This window comes from Sphingobium sp. DN12 (assembly GCF_051058005.1).
In the GTDB taxonomy this organism is placed as follows: domain Bacteria; phylum Pseudomonadota; class Alphaproteobacteria; order Sphingomonadales; family Sphingomonadaceae; genus Sphingobium; species Sphingobium yanoikuyae.
In genome coordinates this window covers 1253006-1272597 of the sequence record NZ_CP173717.1, presented here as the reverse complement: position 1 = coordinate 1272597, position 19592 = coordinate 1253006, and the positions used below count along the sequence as shown (strand labels likewise).

Sequence of the window (19592 nt, the reverse complement as noted above, 5' to 3'; positions counted from 1 at the left end):
GCTCGCGCGCGCCACGCGCTTCTCGGTGCCCTCATGCTGGGCCTCGCCTGCCAGCAGGCACAGGGCGCGACCTCGACGATTGGCCGCACCTGGCCGATCGCTGAGCCTGACGCGATGAGCGAGATCGAGGCACGGGTCGCCAATGCGCCTCACATGGCGGCGAAGTTCGGCCCTCGCGCCAAATGGTCGGCGCTCAAGGCTGCGTCGCTGGGACCAGCTCCGGCCGATCGGACCCGGACCATCATTCCCTTCTACACGGTCGATGAGGATATCCGTCTGCCTGACGGCCGTGTCCTTTATCCCAAGGGCTTCACCTTCAATCCCCTCGAATATGTCTCGCTGCTCCAGCGCCTCATCATTGTCCATCCGCGCGATCTTGCCTGGGCGCTGAAGGCCGCGCGCTTCACCGATTTCATCCTGCTGACCGCTGGCGATGCGCTTGAACTCTCCGAACGCACCGGCCGCCCGCTTTTCATCCTGGAGGAGCGCGTAAAGGAAAGGCTCGGGCTTACCGTCGCGCCGGTCATCGTCGCGCAGGAAGGGAAGAAGCTCGTCCTTTACGAATATGCGCCGGAGCGTCCCGCAGCTCGGAGCGCCCGGCCATGAAGTGCCAGCCCCTCCTACGTGCCGCCGCCCTCTCTCTCGCGCTTGCGCTCGGCTCTGCCAGTGCGCCCGCGCGGGCCTCCAAATGCGAGGCCGGCACCATCTTCAATCCGCTGACCAAAGTGCGCTGGACCTGCATCTTCCCGATCACCATCGGCGGCGTTCGGGTCGGAAGTTTCGACAAGCTCGACAAGGAACTGGACGCCCAGTCAGCCTCCAAGCCGCTATGCGCCTGCCGCAAGGGCGCCACCTTCTGGTTCGGCGTGAAGGTCAGCTTCTGGTCGCCCAATCGCATGATCGATGTGGTGACCGAGCCCGGCTGCATGATGGCGCTCGGCGCAGATCTCCTGCCAACCGGCGGCAAGCTCCAGGGCAGTCAGTCGTCGATCGCCGATGGCACAAACAGCCAGAAAATGTTCGCGCAGATGCATTATTATATCTCGCCGGTCTGGAAGATGCTCGACATGTTCACCGACCTGCCCTGCATCGAGGACGACGGGTTCGATGTGGCGATGATCACCGAGGTGCTGCCGACCTGGCAGTCGGGGACGCTGGGCGCGATCATCCAGCCCGAGGGCATTCTCTTCGGCAACCCCGCAGCCGGCCTTGCCTGCATGGCCGACAGCGCCGCGGCGGCGGCCGGCAAAGTGCTCGATCCGCTTTTCTGGTGCATGGGCAGCTGGGGCGCCACCTATCCGGTCGCGGGCGACATCCATTTTGGTGACAGCGTCGAGGCCTGGGCAGGGCTTGCCGCGCGCGGGACTTATCTGATGGGCCGTCTTGGCGCGCTCACTATCAGTTCGGCTGACGGCTGCTCCTTCAAGGCGCAGCCCATCTGGACCAAGAGCCGTTACAAGCTCCAGATCATGGAGCCGGTCAAAGGCGGCAAATGCGTCAATATCGGGCGTCCCGGCGCCCTCTGGTCGAGCGGCAAACATGCGCCCGGCAAGGACAATGCCCAGTTCATGTCTTTTGAAAAAGTGATCTGCTGCGCGGGAGTATCCACCCCGTGAGCCAGATACCTCCCCCATCCCCCGTAGCGATCAACGAGCATTCCGGATGGTCTGCCCGCCTAGGCCATGCCGGCACGTTCGATCGCGGCGAGGGCGGGGCGACGCCGTTCTTCCACAGCGTCGCTCCAACCCCCATTTCCCTCGCGCGCCCGATAACCGCCAGATCGGGCCCAAGCGTGGGAAAGGTCAGCACGGTCGGTGAGCCCCCTGCTCGGATCGGGTGCCCCCCCTCTCTAGCGCCTGATCCGACATCGGCCGTGCTGACCACCTTTAAAAGGCCGTGCCTGCGCCCGCGTGAAAGCCAGCGGACAGGCCTTTCGTCTGCCCCCTGCGGAAATTTCGAGTTCGCCCGGAGGCTTCCGATGAAGAACATGATCCTCATCTTCATGGGCAGCGTGGCGCTCGCGCCGCAAGGTACCCAAGCGCAGGATATGGAGGCCCGCGCGCGCGCCGCGACGGCTGCATCGCGGACGAAGTCGAGCGACAGCGACGCGATCACCAGCAATTACGTCAATCCAGGTCTGTCAGGTGAGGCGATCAGCACCGTCGACAACAGCCGCACCTTCACTACCAGCCTGGCCTGCCAGAAGAGCGCGACGATGCTGGAGCTGCTGGTCCAGCCCGGCACGACCGGCGACATCACCCATTTGAGCATAGCGCGCGACAGCGATCTCGACGGCAGCTTCGATCAAAATTTGACCCTTCCCGTCCCGGTCTCGGGTATCTGCGCGAACGGCATCGTCTCCTGCGACCCTGGCAGCTGGAACAACTGCACCCCCTTCCAATGGGATGTCGCGTCGTCCGGCAACCTCAAGCTTACCCAGGTGCCGCTGACCGACCTCTCCGCCTGCTATTGCGTCAATGCGAGTTGCGGCAGCAACCTGGTGCTCGGCAACCTCAATTCTGTCCTCAAGGATTTGGGCGGGGGCATCATCGGCGCGCTCACCACGGCCGATCCCCGGATCGGGGTGGCGCAGGCAAGCATCGAAGGGCCTGTCATCCGTTATGTCGGCGCCCAGACGACGGCCTGTACCGCGTCGCCTTCTCTATCTTCGACCAGCTATCGCGCCGATCCAACCGCGATCAGCGGGGACGCCAGTGCGAGCGCGCAGGCAAGCAGCGTCTTTCAGGCGCTGGCCGGTTCGGCGTCGGCGACCGGCAAGGCCGAGGTCACGCGGAGCTGCTCGATCGATCGGGAGATCAGCGTCAAATCCTGGGACTATGACGACATATTGGGCGTTGCCGGAACGGTGACCTCCACCGCCTGCGGCACCGGCTGCCGTCGCTATCAGATCCGCGGTTCCGGCACCTGCGGCAGCGTTCCGCCCATTCATACAGCCACCTTCGACCCAATCGCGCCGGCACGCATCGTCTCCGCCCGGATCGTGGAAATGGGCGCGGACGACTGGGTCCAGGCACGGGTCAACGGCCAGATCGTCGGCTATGCCGGGAAGCGCCCCTGGACCGGTGAGGCCCTGCCATCTGGTGACTGCCGGATCAGCGGCGATCCCTATTATAATCGCACCGCCATCGACATCACGCCCCAGCTGCGCGCCGGCGCCATGACGGTCGGCGCGCGGGTGCGAGCCGGGGGCGATGGCAATTGGGGCTATGTCACTGTCGAGGTTCAGGTCGATACGGCCTGCGAGGTTTCCGAACGGCTGGTGGATCTCTGCGCAGGCTATGCCCAGGACGCGGCGTGCAGGCTGGACAGCGAGAGCGTCGACGGCGTCACGACCTTCGCCAATGGCGTGAATACAGGTCTCAAACCCCTCGCCCAGACCCGTCTAATCGGTACGGGCCATTGCACGTTCCAGTATAGCCGCGACTTTTTCGAGCGGGACCGCCGCTATAAATGCCTGATTGATAGCGGTGAGCTCAGCGCGCCCGATCTGTCGCGCAGCGCCTATATCATTGACCATTCGACCGAAACCCTGCTCGCTGATCGCACCCTGTCGAGCGACGGAACGATCTCGACCTCGACGCGGGCATTTTCCCTGCCCGATCGCGGGACGGTTCCGGCCTGCGAGCCGATCTGCAAGACCCGTGCGCCCAGGGCGAACAGCGACGTCGCTATCTCCGGTGTGGTCGGGGCTAGCCAAAATGATCCGGCCGGCTGGAACAGTTTCTATCATAGCTGCACCGCGGACAATGTCTGCCCCTTGGGCGAAGGGGAGGAACTGGTCACCGCCTGCGGCTGCCTCGACGATTTCCCTGAAGCCGCCGTCATGATGCAGACCGTGCGCCTCGCCGGCTCCGACCTTGCCTGCACTGCGGGGACGCCATGAGACAACGGATCATATTCGGACTGCTGAGCGCCGCGCTCGTTGCAGTCACCATTCCTGGGCCGGCATCGGCGGCCCAGCTCTGCGCCGCTGATTTGAACGGCAATGGCGATGCGGCTGACGAAGGCGAGATGGCGAGCTGCGTCACCATGGCTGGCGGCGCGACGCAGTGCCCGATCCAGCAAATACCCTGCGTGGTCGACGCCGCAGGCGCCTATAGCTGCCCGCTGGGGGCCGATCATCAATGCCTGGTGCCAGCAGCAGGCGGAACACCGACCTGCTCGCCCGTCGCCTGCATCGACACCGCGCTCAATCCGGTCGAGGATGAGCTTCTGGTCGATGACGCGGGACCGGACAATGACGGCCCGGTCGACGCCGATGGCAACTGCCTCGGCACGATCGAGATATTTGGCGGCCGGGCGCTGCGCTGCCGTCCGCCTGGCGCCAGCGTCACCTTCCAGAATTGCTGCAAGGATCGGGACAAGATCGTCAAGGACGGCATGGGCGGTTCGATCAGCTCGATCACGACCAAGATCGCGATCGCTAAGGGCGTGTTCACCGGCGCCAAGGCCGCCTATCTCGCCTTCAAGGCGGGCGCGACGGCGGGCCAGGCGGCCAGTGCCGGCGCCAACGCGATCATCGTCGGGCTCGATCCCACCTCGATCGCAATCAGCCTTGCCATCAACTTCATGATGGAGGTGCTGCTCCAGGGCTGTGACCAACAGGATATGGAAACCGGCATGCTGCGTGGTTCGGGGATGTGCCACGAGGTCGGCACTTATTGCTCCTCCTCGATCCTTGGCATCTGCATCCAGAAGGCCCGCGGCCATTGCTGCTTCAACACCAAGCTTGGCCGCATCATCCAGGAGCAGGGCCGACCGCAGCTCAGCGCCTTCAACGCCATGGGATGGGGAACACCCAAGCAGCCCTATTGCCGGGGCTTTACCGCTGAAGAATTCCAGGCGCTCGATTTCAGCCGAATGGATCTCTCGCAATATTATGCGGAGATCGAGGCGCGCGCCCAGTCCGACATCCGACAAGATATGGAGGAGAAGGTCGATGCCTATCTGCGCACCGTCAATCCCTGACAGCCATATGGCCCCGCTCATGCTTGCGTTCGCGCTTATGGGCGCAGCGCCAGGGCAGGCACGGGAGGCTCAACCGGCAGACCAAGGGACGTCCGCCATGGAACAGCTTCGGCAAGCCAAGGCCAGCGCTAATCCAGCGATACACGCCGGGCCTGACACGCTCCCTGCCCCCTCTTCGGATCTCAAACGACGTGCCTTCGAGGCCATGGGCAAACGGCGGGTCGATCCGCGGATGGAGGCGCAGGCACGCGCAGCGCAAATCCAGGCAGCCAATGCGCTCGCGACGGAGCAACAGGCCATGAGTGCCCGGCTTCATCAGGCGCTGGGCCTGGCACCGCCTGATGGCGCTCCGACGCCAGCACCCCCCGCTTCGAACGCATCGGCCAAGGCCTGGGTGCCGCTGCTGTTCGCTTCCTCGTCCATGCCAATCGAGACGTTGCGAACCTACGCAGGACAGCTCGAACGGGTCGGCGGGGTCATCGCCTTTCGCGGCGTACCCGGAGGTCTCACGAAGATTGGTCCGATGGCAGAGCTTACGGCAAGGATGCTGCGCGTCGATCCCGGATGCGAGGGGCCGGCCTGCACGATGCGCAACGTCCAGGTGGTGATCGATCCGATCCTCTTCCGTCAGCATGGCATAGCCCGTGTGCCCGCCCTCGCCATGGTGCCGGGCGATCCGACCCAGCCCTATTGCGAACGGGAGGACGAAACCGCGCCTCGTGCCGCCCATCTCGTGCTCGGCGACGCCGCGCTTTCTGGCTTGCTGGATGAATATGCCCGCCTCGGCGGCAAGGAGGAGGTGCGCGATGCTTCGGCTCGTCTGGCTGGCCGCTAACCGGCTTTCCCACGGATTGAAGACGCTCCCGCGCGAAGCCGCTCTGGCGCTGGGCGGCGCGGTCGGCGATCACAAGGCACGTCCCAGACGCTTCTGGCTCGCGCTGGGTATCACCGTGCCGCTGGCGACGATCACCTGGCAGGCGATCCCAGCCTTGACCATCGTGATGAGCCCGTCGATCGACGCCTGGGCCGTGCGCGCGGCGCCGGGGGCAATCCACAAGGGCGACCTTGTCATGTTCGCGCTGTCCCATCCGATAGCCGGCCCCCAGCCCGTCAGCGTCACCAAGCGGGCGATGTGCATGCCGGGCGAGCGCCTGCGCGAGGTCGAGCGCCATTCGGTCTTCGATGGCAAGGTGACGAACAGCAGCTATTATTGCGGTGACCGCCTGCTGGGAATCAGCCGCCCTATGGGCCGCAATGGCCAGCGCCTCGATCATCTGCGCTGGGGAAATCGGAACATTCCAGCCGGCTTTGTTTATGTGGGCTCCGACCATCCCGAAGGCTTTGACAGCCGGTACTTTGGCCCAGTGCGGATCGAACGCCTGACCCGCATGGAGCGGGTGCTGTGAGGCGGGGCATCGCCGCTGCCGCGATCGCGCTTGCGGCCGCCACCGCATCGGCAGACGCGCAACCCGACAGCGGCTCCAAGCTCGGCTATTGGTGGTATGCCCCCAAGCCCGCGGACCCCGGCGAAGCGGGCGAGGATCAATTGCCGCCCGCGCCCGTCATCCCGCCGATGACAGAGCTCGCCAGATGGAGCCCGCCCCGGATCGCCAAGCTCATCACCGAGCAGCGCGACTATGCCGCGACTGTGCTGACGGTCGATGCTGTCGCCGATTTCTGGCGGCTCCAGGATTTCGCCAGGCGCAAGGCCCGCGCTTTTGCCGGGGTTACCCAGCTCGCCATGCTCACCCATCCAGAACTGAGCGCCCGCTCCGCCTATCCGGTGGTGGGCGACGCGCGCGACGCCATGGGAGCGCAGAAAGACGCCACCCGCCGTGCCTATCTCCGGTCCAAGGGGGGCGAGTTCGCGCTCATCATGTTCTCACGAGCCAGCTGTGGCTATTGCCGCGTACAATGGCCGATCCTCCAGCGCTTCCAGGAGGAGATGGGCTGGCAGGTCAGTAGTCAGGATCTCGATCGCAAACCTGAGCTTTCCAGCCGCTTTGGGGTCGAGGTCACGCCAACCACCATGGTGATCCGCCGCGGTTCGTCCCAGCGCATGGTGATCGCCAATGGCGTCGAGGCCTATCCCAATCTCATCCAGACTGCCTATCAGGCCGTGAAACTGCTCTCCGGCGACATTCGTCCCGAGCAATTTCTGACCGGGGCAGGCGAAGAGAATGGCTTCTTCGATGCGCTCGCCAACGGTCCGGTCGCGGCCAGTGACCCGGCCGTCAGCCAGGGCGCCAAGCCATGAGATCAGCCATCATGACATTGGCAGCTGCGATGCCTGCGGTCGCTAACCCAGTGAGTGCCGCGGGGCCGCCGAGCCGAGCCGAAGCCGCGCGCGCTGCAGTCCATCCGGTCAACACCGAGCAGGCCATGAAAGGCTGGCTCGATCGCGTTCCGCGCACCAGCGTCTATCCTCCGGACTTCGAAGCGACTCTGCGAGGCCAGGCCGCCGCCTATGTGGTCGAAATGAGCACGGCACCCGGCTGCCTCCCCTGCAGCGATCTCTGGACCAAGCTTGGCTCGATGAAGGTCCGCCATGGCTGGACCATCCGGACGATTTCGACAGACGAGGCAATGATCCGCTCGGGCCGCCTCGGTCTCCCCTGGATCGGGCACCCGGTTGCATGGGTCCGACCACTGGCAGACCCCAATCGCATCATCCCGGTCGCGATCGGCACCGATCATGCGGTCAACATCAGCCGCAATCTCTACCTAGCGGCAAAGATGCAGACGGGCGTGCGAGTGGCCGTAGGGGTCCGCGCCATGTCCAAGTTCACCGGGATCGTCGGTGTGCCGGCGTCCTCCCCATCCACCCATCGTCGGAAAGGCTGAGCAATGGCGGGCGCAGTCGATCCTGATCCGTCACCCTATTGGAGCCCGCCATGCACCACGCCCCCACCCCCTGTCGTTCGCGCCTGAAGACCAAGGCGCTCTTTCGCCGGTTCGCCGCCTTTCTCACGCTCTGCGCTGCCAGCTGCGGCATGACGCCCGCCCCCGCGCAAGCCCAGAGCTGGGCGGAGCATTGGTTCGACAATGTCACCTATACCAGCCCGGGCAGCTTTGAGGATCAAACGCGCGGCTATGTCACCGCCGGCGGCATGTCGGGCCGGATCGACGTCCATAACGACTATCTGATGAGCCTGACGCTCCCCAAGGTGAAGGCAGGCTGCGGCGGCATCGACATGTTTCTTGGCGGCATGTCCTTTCTCGATCCCGACTATCTCGTCGAGAAGCTCGAGACTATTCTTCAGGCAGCGCCTGCCGTCGCCTTCCAATATCTTCTCGAAACGCTCGATGAGAAGATGGGAAACATCATTTCAAAGATGGAGGCGGCCACCAATTACCTGAACTCAATTCAAGTGAATGATTGCCGCCTCGCCAACCGCATGGTCCAGATCGCCAAGGGCGACGACAATATGTCCGGCATCATCGAGGAGATGACCGGCTACAAATCGGTCAAGGAAGGCTATGCCAAAAGCTATCAGCAAAGTCGCGAGAAAATCCAGTCGAATGGCAATAATCCGACCGAGGATCTGCGCGATGCGCTCGCCAACTGCCCGGCTGAGGTGACGGAGATATTCAGGACCGGATCGCTCATCTCTCACGCCGCAAACCGGGTCGGCGCGGCGGACTGGGCCGCCGTCATGCGCGCGCGGGTGGGCGACGTCTATATGCGCTGGGACGCGACCGACAAGGTGCCGCTTTTCTCTGCCATTCCGGCCTGCGCCGGCCAAGATAGCGAATCCTCCGACGACTTCCTGAGCGGCCGCGTCATGCGGCGTGCGCTTGGCATCCCTGCCACCAGCGCCGACTGCACGCGCGACGGAGCCAAGGGCGCGCTTACCCTTACGCGGGAACGCATGACAGCGATCGCCGAGAAAATCCGGACACGCGCCGCGCTGACGGCCGAAGAACGCCAGTTTGTCGCCAACGTCCGGACCCTCCCTGTCTATCGCATGTTGGAGTGGGGCGTCCGCCAGGATGTGGTGGACTCGGTCATCGCGGACACCGACGAACTGGTAGCGCTGACTCTTGCCTATCAGATGCTGAATGACCTCACGCGAAGCATCGATTTCGCGCTGACCAACGCCGAGCGCGGCACCAATGCGGCGGGCGCGGCGGACAGCAGCAACGCCAATATCTGCCAGACGCGGATCCTCACCAAAGGGATAGAGCAGCTTCGCGATCTGCGCGAAGAAGTGCTGCGGCAGCGCTCGCAGATGCGCCAATCCTATATAGCCGCCCTCAACCAAGCCAATCTCTCAACCAACTATGCCGGTCTCGTCCGCCAGCGCGACCGGGACGCCCGCGACGCCGCCGGCACCGCCACAAACCGCAATCGCTAAAGGGGAGCCTTTCCCATGCGCCTTGTCGTTCGCCTCTTTGCGATCCTGACCAGCCTTGCCCTCGCTGAGCCGGCCCTTGCTCTGGAAGCCAGTTTCCACAGCTATGACGGCTTTGCCGAGACGGTCGATGCCTTTCGCCTCGTCTCGATGATCTTTGCCGACCCGCGCTACGAGACGCTGGTACTGATCGTGGCGGTGGTCGGCATGGCACTGGGCGCGGTGCTCGCCATGGTCCGCGGCACGGGCATGGGTCTTGTCGCCTTCGGCTTCCAGATGCTGGTGGGGATCGGCCTCTTCGTCGGCCTGGTCGCAACCACCGGCACGGTCCATGTCTATGACCGCGTCCGCAACGCCTACCAGCCGGTGGGAGACGTTCCCAACCTCATCGTGTTGGTTGCCGGCGTCACCAACATGATGGAACGGGCGCTGGCCGAGACGATCGACGACAATACGCTCGATCCTCATGCCAAGCTCGAGTTCGGCGCGGGCGGCCATGCCTTCGATCTGTTCCTGAACGCCGTCTCGCCGCGCGGCCCCATGACCGACAGCTTCCTCGATGCAACGGTCAAGGACTATGTCCGCCAATGCTACCCAGTTGCGCGCGTGTCGCCGGCCTATGGCGTTGACGATGACCAGCTCTTCCGCGCCAGCACCGCCCTCCCTACCGCCTTTGCTGCCATGGCCGGGCTATCGACGTTCAGCACTGTCTTCACAGCCTCGGACAAGGGCGGCACGACGGTCAGCTGTCAGGAGGCCTGGGAGCACATCGCCGATCGCCTGTCCGATCCCGCCATCTTTGAAAGCTATTCGGCCCAAGTCTGCGCCCGCACCGGCTACGATATTGCAAAAGCGGATCAACTCGCGCGCTGCCGCGGCAATCTGGGCGAAATGGGCGACATGATGATGGGCGCCCCGCTCACCGCCCAGGCCTTCCTCACTAACATCCTGCTTGGGCATAGCGTGGGCGATGTTCTCTTCGAGGACAGCCCGGCGACGGCCTCGCGCGTGATGGCCAACCGGGCTGTCGTATCGAGCGGGCTTGCGACCATGTCGACCGCGAATGAATGGTTCCCGACGATCCGCGCCGTTGTCTTCGGGATCATGCTCTTCATGGTGCCGGTCGCGCTTCTCTTCATCCTCACGCCAATCAATCTGCGGGTCGCGAGCTTTGCGCTGGGACTTTTCGTCTTCGTAGCGCTGTGGGGCGTGATCGACGCCGGCATCTACCAGCTGACCCTTGGGCGGGCCACCGCGACGCTGGCGGAGATGCGGGCCAATCATCTGGCCGCCAATGCCTGGATGCTAGCCCCTTTCTCCGCCATGAAAGCGCTCGCCATATTCGGCAGCTTCCGCACCGCTGGCGCCGGGCTCGCAGGCGCCTTCGTGTTCACGGTGTTCCGCTTCTCGGGCAATGTTTTCTCGTCCTTCACGAGCGGATCGCTGGGCGTAACGGCGCAGGCATCCACCGCAGCGGCGACGGTCTCCACATCGGAAGGCTACGCATCGGCACTCGAGGCCCAGGCGTCTGCCGCCGGCACGGGCACCCGCCGCAGCGCCTCATCCTCATTCGGGGATTTCGGCGCGCGGTCCAGCTTTGGCGCCACGCGCAGCTTCGGCGCCGCCGGCGCCGTCGAAGGCGCGCATGGGGGCGTTCCAGGTCAGGCCGCGCTAGGGCTCGGCGGGATCGACGCCGGCCGAGAACTTGGCGGGCTCGCACCAGCGCTCGCCGGCCGCGACCTCGCCGATCCATCGGTCAAAGGCGCGGTCCAGGCGGCAGCCGCCACGGGCGCCATCCACAATTTCGCGGAAAAGGACGCGCTGAGGAAGCTGGGCACAGGCTATTTCGGATCGGGTCAGGGCGGCGAGAAGGCCTTTGCCGCCTTCACCCAGAACCTCGTCCAGTGGCGCGCCTTCGGCGACACCCGCGCCTACGACATGATGATGCAGGGCGCGAGCCGGCATTTCGAGCGCGCAGGCTATTCCCCTGAAGATGCGGCGCTCAAGGCCAGCGGACTGATCTCACAGGCCCATGCCGATCCGACCTTTGCCAAGCTCATCGCCAACAGTTTCTCCCAAGAGGAGATGCTCCGGAATGAGCTTACCGGCGCGCAAACGCAGGTCGGCGCGATGGAAGGCCGCCGCGACTATGCGGGCGATCAGGTTTCCGCCGTCGAGCGGGGCAATGTCGCGACCGAACAGGCTCGGCGGACTGGCGGGAACGAGGGACAGCGGTTCGCAGCAAGGATGCTTGGCGTGCCGGTGGATGAAATGAACCGCCGCATCTCCTTCATCAACGCCCTCTCCGGCGAGGCGCGCTCAACCGCCATTTCCCAACTCTCCCGCGCAACTAGACGCAGCGAAGCGCAGGTCATGCATGCCCTTGAAACCTACCGGGCGGCGAGCGAGGTCGGCACCGCCGACGGGGCGACGGCTGAAGCGGCCCGCGAAGGCACGAGCGTCTACGGGCGCACGCGCGAGGCCGCCGGTTATGATTTTGCCGAACGCTCAGGCAAGCTCGATGCGCAACGCGAGGTCGGCCATGATGGCACACGTGGCGCAGCCCGGATCGGCGAGCAACGACGCCAATCTGAGAATTTCGGCTTTGCGGAAGGTGCTGGCGCCGCCGGCATGTCGACGCGTGAGGCAGCCCGCCTCGACAGCTTCATCCGAGCTCTGTCAGACGGTGCCGGAAACCAGGTCGACATGGCTGAGGGCGGCGCCGAAGGCGTGGCTGATCGCGCGCGCAATGCCAGAATGACCAGCATTGTCGACAAGGAACGCCTGTCACGCGTGCAATCGATGCTCAAGGACAACGGCATTGAGATGACCAAGCGGCAGATAGCGATGGATCAAAATGGTGATTTCAGCCTCAACCTGACACCGGCGACGGCGGCCCAGATGTGGAAGGCTGGACTTCTCAACGAGAGTCAGCTTGGCGCTGTCGCCAATGGCGGCCATGCACGCTTCAGTCTCGCGCATAATGATCTTCTCGTCTCCAGCAGCGCAGGGTTCGAGAAATCGGCACGGAACGACAGCAGCACGAGGTTCGAGGCCGGCAAACAGGCCGGCCCCGACACGATCGAACATTTCATGGGCGGCGGCGACGAGGGCAAGGCGGCGATGGCCAACTGGCTGCGCGGCGGGTTCGAGATGGACCGCAAGGGCAACTGGCGCCTGAAACCCCAGGTGGCGGACACACTTCAGCGAGATGTGCAAGCTGTTATGGCTCAGACTGGGTGGGAACGTGCAATCGCAAGGACAGCGCAGGATCAGAACGCATTTCAAATATCTGTGAACGGAGAAGTGTCAGGAGGGACAAGTGCAAAAGCAGGCCGGACCAACAGGTCGAGACAAGGTGGAGCAGCGTTCGGTCAAGCTGGCGGGTCGCTGGGTATTTCGAGTCAGGAGGCAGGATCGACTAGCGAAATCGCAAGTGCCCAGCTCAACGTTGTGAACTTTGACGTACGACAAGCTCTGGCGAATGCCGAGCGATCAGCCGCCAGATCAGCTAATCCAGCTGAAGCATTCTCCCACCGCCTGGCGACAGAAATCCTTGGGCCGAATGGGCTGCGGAACAGGTATCTCGGCGACGCGGACAGCGCTCGGGGAACAGCCGATTTAATGGCTCCTGTAACGTCTAATGAGCAAAGCTCACTTCTCAACAGCGGCAGGTTCTCGACCGATCTGATGAATGGCCCCTTCGACGGAAATCCGTCATTCAAGAAGAATGACGGGGCCGAATAACATAAAATGGGTGCGACGGATTCAACGGACTCCCAATCCAGTTAGAGCCTGAGGCGGGGTCTAGCGGATCGAACTCACGCAGCATGCCAGAAGGGCTATTGCGCATTGGACTACGTTCCCAATACTCTTCTGTTTCATCATCCATTTCAAAATGTCCTGCCGCCAGCCATGCTTTAAAAAAGCCGTACGACAGAACTATAGCTACGATCGGCGGGAAGAAAAAAACATTAATGAATCCCGCGAGAGCCGAACCGTAAAAATCAGCAAGGAATTCTACGCGCGAGGACGCAAATAAACCGCCCCAGTACAGCGGGACCGCACTCCACCAAAAGCGCGCATACATCGGGCGCCACAGCCATTCACGAATTTTCAGTTGGCGGGCCATCACGCTTGTTCATCTCGATTTCGATGCTATTCAATTTCATTGGCAATAGTACCATCTTCTGCAGACACGGAAAAACATATAAACGCAGTCCACTCTCACTTTCTCGCCTTTCAGATATCCCCCCTTCCTCGTTCAAGACTTTAGTTCCTCGCTGGTTAAATATCGGCTCTGAAACGAACCCCGCGTAACGTCTTACATACAGCGTTACCCAATGGGTCACCGCTAGAGCCGAAATCCCGGCAACGCCCCCCCCCCGCGACAACCTTCTCTTCATAGCACCTTCAATCGTTGCACTGCCTTCCGACAGGGGGGAGGCAGCTTCGACGTCAAGGCACAGAGGAAAGTCAAAGTATCACCTCGCCACCCGAAAGGCATCGACGCTCCCGCCTGCTCAATCACTCCCCCAAACTTAGAAACATCACTTTATCAAGTTGATCGACAGCATGCGCGCATTCGCCATATGCTCCTCCTTCGCGCACCACGGTGGTGCCACTCCGCATCATTAAATGCCAAGCGAAGTGAGGCATCTACCACAACAGTTCAACGTTCGACGGCAGGGTCAAATTAACCAAGACCTACTAAACTATCCGAAATCCTTCTTGTAGGTCGCCGAATAGCGTTCGCGCATATGCCCTTCCACCGTGATCGGGGCATATTGGGGCGCTCCGCCGGCGGGCAGGCAGGATGGGATGCACGCGATCCGATGTTCGGGGTTGCCGGAAAAGAAGAAGGGCACCGAATAGCGTTCCCGGCCGGACCGGTTGATGACGCGGTGGATGGTGGAGCGATAGCGGCCGTTGGTCCAGCGCGCCATCATGTCGCCCAGGTTGATGATGAAGGATCCGTCCAGCGGCCGGGCCGCCAGCCAGCGCGCGCCGTCATGGTCCCACACTTCCAGCCCGCCGACCCCGTCCTGCATCAGCACCGTGATGGCGCCGAAATCGGTATGCGCGCCGCAGCCCTTTTCATCGGGATGCGGATTGGCTTCCTGCGCGGGATAATGGAGCAGCCGCAGCGTCGCGATGGGTGAGGTCTGGAAATCCGCGAAATAGTCCGCATCCAGCCCCAGCGACAGCGCCAGCCCTTCCAGCAGCACCGCTATCAGGCTGCGCATCGCCGCATAATATTCCTCCATCGTGGCGCGGAAGTCGGGCAGGTCTTCGGGCCAGACATTGGGGCCGGTGTTGAAGAATTTCTGCGCCCGTTCATCGTCCGCCGCCACTTCCGCGCCGATATAATAGCCTTCCTTGAGGTCGGGCGGCGAATCCGGTTCCAGCGTCTGGCCGCGCAGCGGCTCATAGCCGCGATTGGCCTTCGAAAGCGCCATCGCCCGTTCCATCTTGCGGTCCATCGGCTGGGCAAAGAAGGCCGCGCTCTGCGCGAAGACCCGCGCCAGCAGCGCCGGGTCGATGCCATGGCCGACGCAATAGAAGAAGCCCTTGTCCAAACAGGCGGTGCGGATCGCCTGTACCACGGCGGCGCGGGCGCCTTCGTCCGAACCGGGCAGGCTGGAAATATCGACCGTCGGCAGGGTCAGCGCATCGCCCCGTTCAATCGTATCCCCTGTTGCTGTCAGCGTCATTTCATATCCTCGCTCGGCCTCTATATCGGCGCCCATTCTTCCTGTCTGCCCGCTCGAAAAAAAGCATCGATTATAGCCCACCCCGATGCCGAAAAGAGGACGTTGACCGAATCGGGATTATGGCCCAGGAGCGGCTATGTCCAACCGCGCCCACCGTTTCCATGCCCCCATGATCGTCTATTTCGACGCCATCCGCCGGGCGGGTTCGGTGCGGGAGGCGGCACGGCGGCTGAACGTCGCATCCTCCGCCGTGAACCGGCAATTGCTGAAGCTGGAGGAGGAACTGGGCACGCCGCTGTTCGACCGGTTGCCCGGCGGGCTGAAGCTGACCCATGCCGGGGCGACATTCGCCCGCCATGCGATAGAGGTGTTGCAGGACGCCGAACGGGTGCGGTCGGAGCTGGAGGCGATGCAGGGCCTGCGGTCGGGCCATGTCGAGATCGCGGCGGTGGAGGCGCTGACGTCGGGCCTGCTGCCCGATGTGCTGGCGCAACTGCGCGAACGCCACCCCCGCATCACCGTGGGCGTCAGCGTGCTGGGATCGGCCGCCATTTCCGCCGCGGTCATCGGCGGCGACGCGGACATGGGCATCGCCTTCGGTGTCGAGCGGACGTCCGACCTGCGCCAGCTGTCCCACAGCCGCCATCCGCTGGGCGCGACGATGCGGCCCGACCATCCGCTGGCGCGCAGCAGCAGCCTGACGCTGGCGACCTGCCTGTCCCATTCGCTGATCCTGCCCAAGGCGGATCTGTCCATCCGCCAGCAATTGCAGCGCGCGCTTGGCAAGCTGCCCCAGGGCGCGGTAGAGACCAGCTCGGTCGAACTGGCCAAGCAGCTGACGATGCGCGGGCTGGGCATTTCCTTTCAGACGCGGATCGGCATAGAGGATGAGATCGAGCGGGGCGAACTGGTCCATATTCCCATCGCCGGGCCCACCTATCTTCAGGCCGACCTGGGCATCTATGTCCGGTCCGCGCGCAATCCCGCCATTGCGGTCCATGCGCTGGTAGAGTTGCTGAACGCAGCGCTCGCCCGTTGCGCGAACGCCGCGAGCGAGGCCGAACCGGCCGCACCCCCATCATCCACCTGAAGGCCCATCATGACGCAGACGCAAGATATCCAGTTTTCCGAAATGTCCTATGACCAGTTTCTGGCCGATGTCGAAACCATCGCCAGCGCGGTCGAACAGGATCCGTGGGTGCCCGACTATATCGTCGGCATCGGCCGGGGCGGGCTGGTCCCCGCGACATTCCTGTCGCACCGCATGGGCATTGCCATGCTGTCCATCGACCATAGTTCGAAGGTGCATGCCTTTTCGGATTCGCTGCTGGTGCATCTGGCCGCCTGCACCCAGCTGGGCGAAAAATATCTGTTCGTCGACGATATCAACGACAGCGGCAAGACCATTGCCAGATTCCGGTCGCTGCTGATCGACAATGGCGGGTTGGCCGCCAATGTGCGTTTTGCCGTGCTGATCAACAATGTCAGTTCGCGCGAGACGGTGGACCATGCGTCGCGCAATATCGACCGGCAGGTCGACAAGCGATGGTTCATCTTCCCCTGGGGGTCGGTGGCGACCCGCGCCATGCAGGAACAGGATGCGCGCGAGGATCCAGAGCGGCTGAGCCTGTAGGGCGGGCCGTGCGCGATTGGGCGGCTATGCGCCGGCCAGTGTCCCCTGCGCGGTGTCGGATGCGGCATAGCGGCGGGCCAGCACGGCGCAGACCATCAGCTGGATCTGGTGGAAGAACATCAGCGGCAGGATGATCGCGCCCACCTGCGACGCGGAAAACAGCACGCCAGCCATCGGCACGCCCGACGCCAGGCTCTTTTTCGAGCCGCAAAACTGCAGCACGATACTGTCTTCCCGATTGAAGCCCAGCCATTTGCCCAGCGCATGGCTGAGCAGCAGCACGACCGACAGCAACAGCACGGAAAGCCCCGCAATCCGGGCAAGATCGTCCGGCGTGACGCGGTTCCACAGCCCCTCCACCACCGCCGCGCTGAAGGCGGTATAGACCACCAGCAGGATCGATCCGCGATCCACCATGGTCAGCAGCTTCTTTTGCCGGGCGATCCAGGCGCCGATCCACGGCCGCAGGAAATGGCCCGCCAGAAAGGGCAGCAGCAACTGGACCGCGATGGTCACGACCGCGTCGCCGGAAAAGCCGCCCTGCCGCCCGGTGATGAGGAAGGCGACCAGCAGCGGGGTGATGAAAATGCCCGCCAGGTTGGAAAAGGAGGCGCTGCACACCGCCGCCGCGACATTGCCCCGCGCCATGGCGGTGAAGGCGATGGACGATTGCACGGTGGAGGGCAGCAGGGTGAGGAACAGCATACCCGTGCCCAGCGCGGGATCGATGCCGGGGATCGCCCGGACGGCCAGGCCCAGCAGCGGGAACACCGCAAAGGTCATCAGCGCCACCGTCAGGTGCAGCCGCCAGTGGCGCGCGCCGTCGATCACCGCCTGCCGCGACAGGCGCGCGCCATGCATGAAGAAGAGGATGACGATGCCGATGTCGGCGCAGCCCCCCGCGACCGTCGCCGCCATCCCGCGCACCGGCAGGAAGGACGCCAGCAGCACCATGCCGACCAGCAGCAGGATATAGCTGTCGATGTTCAGCCGTGCCAGCAGCGCCTTCACGAGGCGCTGCCTTCGATGGAGACATGGGCGGACACGATCTTCCACCCGTCGGGGAAGCGGATCCAGGTCTGGCTCTGGCGGCCGCGCCGGTCGGACCCTTCGCGGAAAAATTCGATATTGGCGGTGGCGGCGTCGGGGCCGAAGGCAGCGACCGCGATCCGGCCGACGCGGCGCTGGGGGGAACCGCCGCGCCCTTTGCGAAAGTCGCGAATTTCTTCCATGCCGTACAGCACCTCGCCCACGCCATAGCGCACGGTGGTCGGCGCGTCGTGGAACAGCGCGTCCATCTCTGCCAGATCGTCCGCCATCAGCGCGCGTTCATAGCGTTCCAGCTGCGCCGTCACTTCGGCCACAACCCCTGCATCGTTCACGGTCATCGTCCTTCCCCTTTTGCCGCTATCAGGCCCCTGCCCTCCAGCATGGTCGCATAATCGATCAGGGCGCTGTCGCGACCCTTCGCCGCGATCAGCTGCACCCCCATGGGCAGCCCCGCCACCGGCAGGGGTGCGGCCACCACGGGCAGGCCCAGAAAGCTGATCGGCTGGGTGTAGAGGCCCAGATTGGCGCGGGCCGGTTGCGGCGCGCCATCGATGGGGATGGTGGGATCGTCGATGCGCGGCGCCGGGCCGAAGGTGGCCGGCGCGATCAGCACGTCATGGTCGGCCAGCGCGCGCTCCACATGGGCGGCAAAGACGCTGCGAAAGGCCATGGCCTGCGCATATATGGCATCCGGCAGCGCCGCTCCCGCGATCAGCCGGTCGCGGGTCGCCGGATCGTAGGACAGCGGATCGGCCGCCAGCGCGTCGCGATGCAGCCGCCCGCCCTCATAGGCGGTGAGCAGAAAGGCGGCCGATCGCGCCCTCGCCACATCGGGCAGGTCGACCACCGGCAGCCCGCCCAGCCCGGCGGAAAGGCGGTCCAGCGCCGCCGCCATGTCCGGCGCCAGATTGGCCGCGAACCAGCCGCCCAGCAAAGCGGGCCGGCCGAGCGGCGCGGCTTCGCCCGCGCCGCCGCGCAGCACCGCGTCGACCAGCGCCAGATCGCCGGCGCTGCGCGTGAAGGCGCCGATATCGTCCAGCGTGTGGACAAAGGGATAGGTCCCCGCCAGCGGCAGCGAGCCATGGGTCGGCTTCGTCCCGTAAATGCCGCAAAGGCTGGCCGGAATGCGGATCGATCCATTGGTGTCGGACCCAAGGGCAAAGGGCAGCATGCCCGCCGCCACCGCCGCCGCCGACCCTCCCGACGATCCACCCGCGAACCGCGCCGGATCGTGCGGGTTGCGGGTGATGCCCCAATGCGCATTGTCGGTGACGAAGCCATAGGCGAACTCGTCCATGTTGAGCGTCGCCACCAGCACCGCGCCCGCCGCGCGCAGTCGCGCGATCGCTTCGGCGTCGGCGGTCGCGGGCGGCGCATCCTTCAGCCGTGCGGCGCCCGCCGTGGTCGGCAGGCCGGCGACGTCGAACAGGTCCTTGACGCCATAGGGCACGCCGGCGAGCGGGCCGGGATCCTGCCCGGCGGCCAGTTGCGCATCGACCGCTGCCGCCTGCGCCAGCGCCCGGTCGCGCAGGGTGCGCGTCACCGCGACGATCGCCGGGTTGCGGGCGGCGATGCGGTCCAGCGCCGCCGTCGCCAGCGCCACCGCCGACAGCCGCCCGGACCGGACCGCATCGGCGCAAGCGACGACGCCCCATGTCGACAGGTCGGTCATGCCTGTCCCCCGCGCAGCAGGTCGGCATGGCGTTGCAACAGGCGGGCATTGGCCGCCACGCCCGCCACGCAGGCATCAGGCAGGTCCATGCCGATCCGCGCTGCGATTTCGGCGGCCAGATCCGCGTCGGCCGTTTGCGTGAAGAGGGGGACGAAGAGGGGGGTGTCAGCTTCCATGGG

General features: G+C 64.5%; 18 protein-coding genes. 12 read left to right on the top strand and 6 right to left on the bottom strand.

All coding sequences use genetic code 11. The features are described 5' to 3' along the window. Nucleotides 1-33 precede the first annotated feature (33 nt). The 10 genes from ACI6S0_RS06025 to ACI6S0_RS05980 all read left to right on the top strand — a co-directional run bounded on the left by ACI6S0_RS06025 (nt 34) and on the right by ACI6S0_RS05980 (nt 13091). Nucleotides 34-606, top strand: coding sequence for a hypothetical protein (locus tag ACI6S0_RS06025; RefSeq protein ID WP_017500730.1), 573 nt, complete (start codon nt 34-36; stop codon nt 604-606). Next, a complete protein-coding gene (locus ACI6S0_RS06020; RefSeq protein ID WP_017500729.1) occupies nt 603-1616 on the top strand; it encodes a TraU family protein in 1014 nt (337 codons plus the stop codon). The genes ACI6S0_RS06025 and ACI6S0_RS06020 overlap by 4 nt, the downstream gene beginning before the upstream one ends. A gap of 362 nt (nt 1617-1978) precedes the next feature. Beyond that, nucleotides 1979-3904 (top strand): hypothetical protein, encoded by a 1926-nt coding sequence (locus ACI6S0_RS06015; RefSeq protein WP_159366124.1) that lies wholly within the window; start codon nt 1979-1981, stop codon nt 3902-3904. Then, on the top strand, nt 3901-4989 hold the full coding sequence (traN, locus tag ACI6S0_RS06010; protein WP_017502987.1) for a conjugal transfer protein TraN: 1089 nt from the start codon (nt 3901-3903) through the stop codon (nt 4987-4989). Before ACI6S0_RS06015 ends, traN begins: the two co-directional genes overlap by 4 nt. Nucleotides 4990-5086: 97 nt before the next feature. Further along, nucleotides 5087-5824: a type-F conjugative transfer system pilin assembly protein TrbC gene (locus ACI6S0_RS06005; protein WP_038293045.1), complete on the top strand. Its 738-nt coding sequence runs from the start codon at nt 5087-5089 to the stop codon at nt 5822-5824. Then, nucleotides 5796-6395, top strand: coding sequence for a S26 family signal peptidase (locus tag ACI6S0_RS06000; protein WP_026109567.1), 600 nt, complete (start codon nt 5796-5798; stop codon nt 6393-6395). Before ACI6S0_RS06005 ends, ACI6S0_RS06000 begins: the two co-directional genes overlap by 29 nt. After that, nucleotides 6392-7246 (top strand): conjugal transfer protein TraF, encoded by an 855-nt coding sequence (locus ACI6S0_RS05995; protein WP_017502984.1) that lies wholly within the window; start codon nt 6392-6394, stop codon nt 7244-7246. Before ACI6S0_RS06000 ends, ACI6S0_RS05995 begins: the two co-directional genes overlap by 4 nt. Then, nucleotides 7243-7833, top strand: coding sequence for a hypothetical protein (locus ACI6S0_RS05990; RefSeq protein ID WP_038293044.1), 591 nt, complete (start codon nt 7243-7245; stop codon nt 7831-7833). The genes ACI6S0_RS05995 and ACI6S0_RS05990 overlap by 4 nt, the downstream gene beginning before the upstream one ends. 149 nt (nt 7834-7982) lie before the next feature. Next, nucleotides 7983-9347: a conjugal transfer protein TraH gene (locus ACI6S0_RS05985; RefSeq protein ID WP_234893287.1), complete on the top strand. Its 1365-nt coding sequence runs from the start codon at nt 7983-7985 to the stop codon at nt 9345-9347. Between the two features lie 15 nt (nt 9348-9362). Next, on the top strand, nt 9363-13091 hold the full coding sequence (locus tag ACI6S0_RS05980; protein ID WP_017502981.1) for a conjugal transfer protein TraG N-terminal domain-containing protein: 3729 nt from the start codon (nt 9363-9365) through the stop codon (nt 13089-13091). Here ACI6S0_RS05980 and ACI6S0_RS05975 read toward each other — a convergent pair. Next, entirely contained in the window at nt 13066-13476 is a 411-nt protein-coding gene (locus ACI6S0_RS05975; RefSeq protein WP_080993653.1) for a hypothetical protein, read from the bottom strand. The two genes, ACI6S0_RS05980 and ACI6S0_RS05975, sit on opposite strands and share 26 nt — an antisense overlap. Before the next feature lie 583 nt (nt 13477-14059). Next, complete coding sequence (locus tag ACI6S0_RS05970) at nt 14060-15058, bottom strand: isopenicillin N synthase family dioxygenase (protein WP_048938654.1); 999 nt, start codon at nt 15056-15058, stop codon at nt 14060-14062. A gap of 136 nt (nt 15059-15194) precedes the next feature. Between ACI6S0_RS05970 and ACI6S0_RS05965 the strand changes: the two genes are divergently transcribed. After that, nucleotides 15195-16148, top strand: coding sequence for a LysR family transcriptional regulator (locus ACI6S0_RS05965; protein WP_017502979.1), 954 nt, complete (start codon nt 15195-15197; stop codon nt 16146-16148). Between the two features lie 9 nt (nt 16149-16157). Next, on the top strand, nt 16158-16691 hold the full coding sequence (locus tag ACI6S0_RS05960) for a phosphoribosyltransferase (RefSeq protein ID WP_017502978.1): 534 nt from the start codon (nt 16158-16160) through the stop codon (nt 16689-16691). Nucleotides 16692-16715: 24 nt separating this feature from the next. Here the strand turns inward: ACI6S0_RS05960 and ACI6S0_RS05955 are convergent, their stop codons facing one another. From ACI6S0_RS05955 to ACI6S0_RS05940, 4 genes are read right to left on the bottom strand one after another with little or no spacing between them, the layout of a single operon-like run. Next, the gene (locus ACI6S0_RS05955; protein WP_017502977.1) at nt 16716-17702 is read right to left on the bottom strand and encodes a bile acid:sodium symporter family protein; all 987 of its coding nucleotides are present in this window, start codon (nt 17700-17702) and stop codon (nt 16716-16718) included. Then, nucleotides 17699-18079, bottom strand: a complete 381-nt coding sequence (gene hpxZ / locus ACI6S0_RS05950) for an oxalurate catabolism protein HpxZ (RefSeq protein WP_048938630.1) — start codon at nt 18077-18079, stop codon at nt 17699-17701. The genes ACI6S0_RS05955 and hpxZ overlap by 4 nt, the downstream gene beginning before the upstream one ends. Next, the gene (locus ACI6S0_RS05945; RefSeq protein WP_017502785.1) at nt 18076-19413 is read right to left on the bottom strand and encodes an AtzE family amidohydrolase; all 1338 of its coding nucleotides are present in this window, start codon (nt 19411-19413) and stop codon (nt 18076-18078) included. The genes hpxZ and ACI6S0_RS05945 overlap by 4 nt, the downstream gene beginning before the upstream one ends. Next, on the bottom strand, nt 19410-19589 hold the full coding sequence (locus tag ACI6S0_RS05940; protein ID WP_017502786.1) for a DUF4089 domain-containing protein: 180 nt from the start codon (nt 19587-19589) through the stop codon (nt 19410-19412). The genes ACI6S0_RS05945 and ACI6S0_RS05940 overlap by 4 nt, the downstream gene beginning before the upstream one ends. Between the last annotated feature and the right edge of the window lie 3 nt (nt 19590-19592).